The sequence below is a fragment of the Streptomyces atriruber genome (assembly GCF_001418325.1).
GTDB classification, from domain to species: Bacteria; Actinomycetota; Actinomycetes; order Streptomycetales; family Streptomycetaceae; genus Streptomyces; species Streptomyces atriruber.
The window spans coordinates 1-2,255 of the sequence record NZ_LIPN01000663.1 but is presented as its reverse complement, the minus strand read 5'-3'; the positions used below and the strand labels follow the sequence as shown (position 1 = coordinate 2,255).

General features: G+C 71.4%; 3 protein-coding genes. 1 reads left to right on the top strand and 2 read right to left on the bottom strand.

Annotated features, from left to right (window positions below):
- Positions 1–251: hypothetical protein (locus AOK03_RS39835; protein ID WP_208609723.1), on the bottom strand; the 251-nt coding region annotated here is incomplete at its 3' end.
- 359 nt (positions 252–610) lie between these two features.
- Between AOK03_RS39835 and AOK03_RS39830 the strand changes: the two genes are divergently transcribed.
- Entirely contained in the window at positions 611–1,285 is a 675-nt protein-coding gene (locus AOK03_RS39830; protein ID WP_055553109.1) for a Crp/Fnr family transcriptional regulator, read from the top strand.
- A gap of 135 nt (positions 1,286–1,420) precedes the next feature.
- On the opposite strand, the gene AOK03_RS39825 is transcribed toward AOK03_RS39830, so the two are convergent.
- On the bottom strand, positions 1,421–2,251 hold the full coding sequence (locus AOK03_RS39825) for an MBL fold metallo-hydrolase (protein ID WP_055570195.1): 831 nt from the start codon (positions 2,249–2,251) through the stop codon (positions 1,421–1,423).
- Between the last annotated feature and the right edge of the window lie 4 nt (positions 2,252–2,255).

Here is a 2,255-nt window from a genome sequence, read left to right as displayed (position 1 = left end):
GTGCGGGACTCCTGGGGGGCGGTGGCGGGGAGCTTCTTCGCTGCGGCCACCTTCTTGGTCGCGGCTGCCTTCTTGGTTGCCGCCGCCTTCTTGATTGCCGCCGCCTTCTTGGCCGGAGCAGGGGTCTTCTTGGCGGGTGCCTTCTTCGCCGCGGTCTTCGCCGCCGCGGTCTTCTTCGTGGGCGTCGTCGCCGTCGCCGTCGTCGTCTTCGCCGCGGGCGTCGCCGCGCGCGTCGTCTTCTTCGCGTTCACAGGGCCGACCTCATCGCCGGAGACATCAGGGAAGCTGTCCGATTTGTCGCTTTGTCAGGGGCGTCGGACGCATGTTCGCCCACAGCGGAATCGCGGGGTGCGGCCACCTTCTCAGCCCCCTCGGCCTGCGCTCTCACCGGCTTTTTGGACACCCGGCCAGCCTAGAGCCCGGCACTGACATTCGTCCTTGACCCCATGGATCGGCCCCCAATTGGCCCCCTCCCGCACAGCTTGCGACGCCGGTGCGGCAGACTTGTGACTGATCACACTGTTTGGACCGTCCGGCAAAATGGGGAACACGGACCCCTGATATGCGGGGGAATCAAGATCCCCTGAGCAGGTCGACAAGGAGAGAACTCGTGGACGACGTTCTGCGGCGCGCCCCGCTCTTCGCGGCGCTCGATGACGAGCAGGCCGCGGAGCTTCGCGGCTCCATGAGTGAGGTGACGCTCGCGCGCGGAGACGCCCTCTTCCATGAGGGAGACCCGGGCGACCGCCTCTACGTGGTCACCGAAGGCAAGGTGAAGCTGCACCGCACCTCGCCCGACGGACGCGAGAACATGCTCGCGGTGCTCGGCCCCGGCGAGCTCATCGGCGAGCTTTCGCTCTTCGACCCGGGCCCGCGGACGGCGACCGCCTCCGCCCTCACCGAGGTGAAGCTCCTCGGCCTGGGCCACGGCGACCTCCAGCCCTGGCTGAACGCCCGCCCCGAGGTGGCGTCCGCGCTGCTGCGCGCCGTCGCCCGGCGCCTGCGCAAGACCAACGACCAGATGTCCGACCTGGTCTTCTCCGACGTGCCCGGCCGTGTGGCCCGCGCGCTCCTCGACCTGTCGCGCCGCTTCGGCGTGCAGTCCGAGGAGGGCATTCACGTCGTGCACGACCTCACGCAGGAAGAGCTGGCCCAGCTGGTCGGCGCCTCCCGCGAGACGGTCAACAAGGCGCTCGCGGACTTCGCCGGGCGCGGCTGGCTGCGGCTCGAGGCCCGCGCCGTGATCCTGCTGGACGTGGAGCGGCTGGCCAAGCGGTCGCGCTGACGCCCTGGTCGTACGCATCCGTAGTGGTTCGTACGTCGTTCGTACGTCGATGGGTCCCGTCTCCTTGGAGGCGGGACCCATTCGCGCTCTCCGGGCCCGTCGAGCCCGTCGAGCCCGTCGGGGTCTTCGGGCCCGTCAGATCAGCCCGTGCTCCCGCAAGTAGTCCAGCTGCGCCCTGACCGAGAGCTCCGCCGCGGGCCACAGGGAGCGGTCCACGTCGGCGTACACGTGCGCGACGACGTCGGAGGCCTCCACATGGCCGTTCTCCACGGCCGTCTCGACCTGGGCCAGGCGCTTGGCGCGGTGCGCCAGGTAGAACTCGACGGCCCCCTGTGCATCCTCCAGGACCGGCCCGTGGCCCGGCAGGACCGTGTGGACGCCGTCGTCGACCGTCAGGGAGCGCAGCCGCCGCAGAGAGTCCAGGTAGTCGCCGAGGCGGCCGTCGGGGTGCGCCACGACCGTCGTGCCGCGGCCGAGGACGGTGTCGCCCGTGAGGACCGCGCGGTCCGCGGGGAGGTGGAAGCAGAGCGAGTCCGCCGTGTGGCCCGGGGTCGCCACGACGCGCATCTCCAGGCCTCCCGTGGTGACGACGTCACCGGCCGCCAGGCCCTCGTCGCCGAGGCGCAGAGCGGGGTCCAGGGCCCGCACGGGGGTGCGGGTCAGCTCGGCGAAGCGGGCGGCGCCTTCGGCGTGGTCGGGGTGGCCGTGGGTGAGCAGGGTCAGGGCCACGCGCTTGCCCAGCTTCTCGGCCGTCTCGATGACGTGGCTCAGGTGGCCGTCGTCCAGCGGTCCCGGGTCGACGACCACCGCCAACGGGGAGTCGGGCTCGGAGACGATCCAGGTGTTCGTGCCGTCCAGGGTCATCGCCGAGGGGTTGGGCGCGAGGACGTTGACCGCGCGGGTGGTGGCGGGGCCGCTGAGGACTCCGCCGCGCGGCTGGCCGGGGAGGGCGGCGGCATCGGTCATGCGG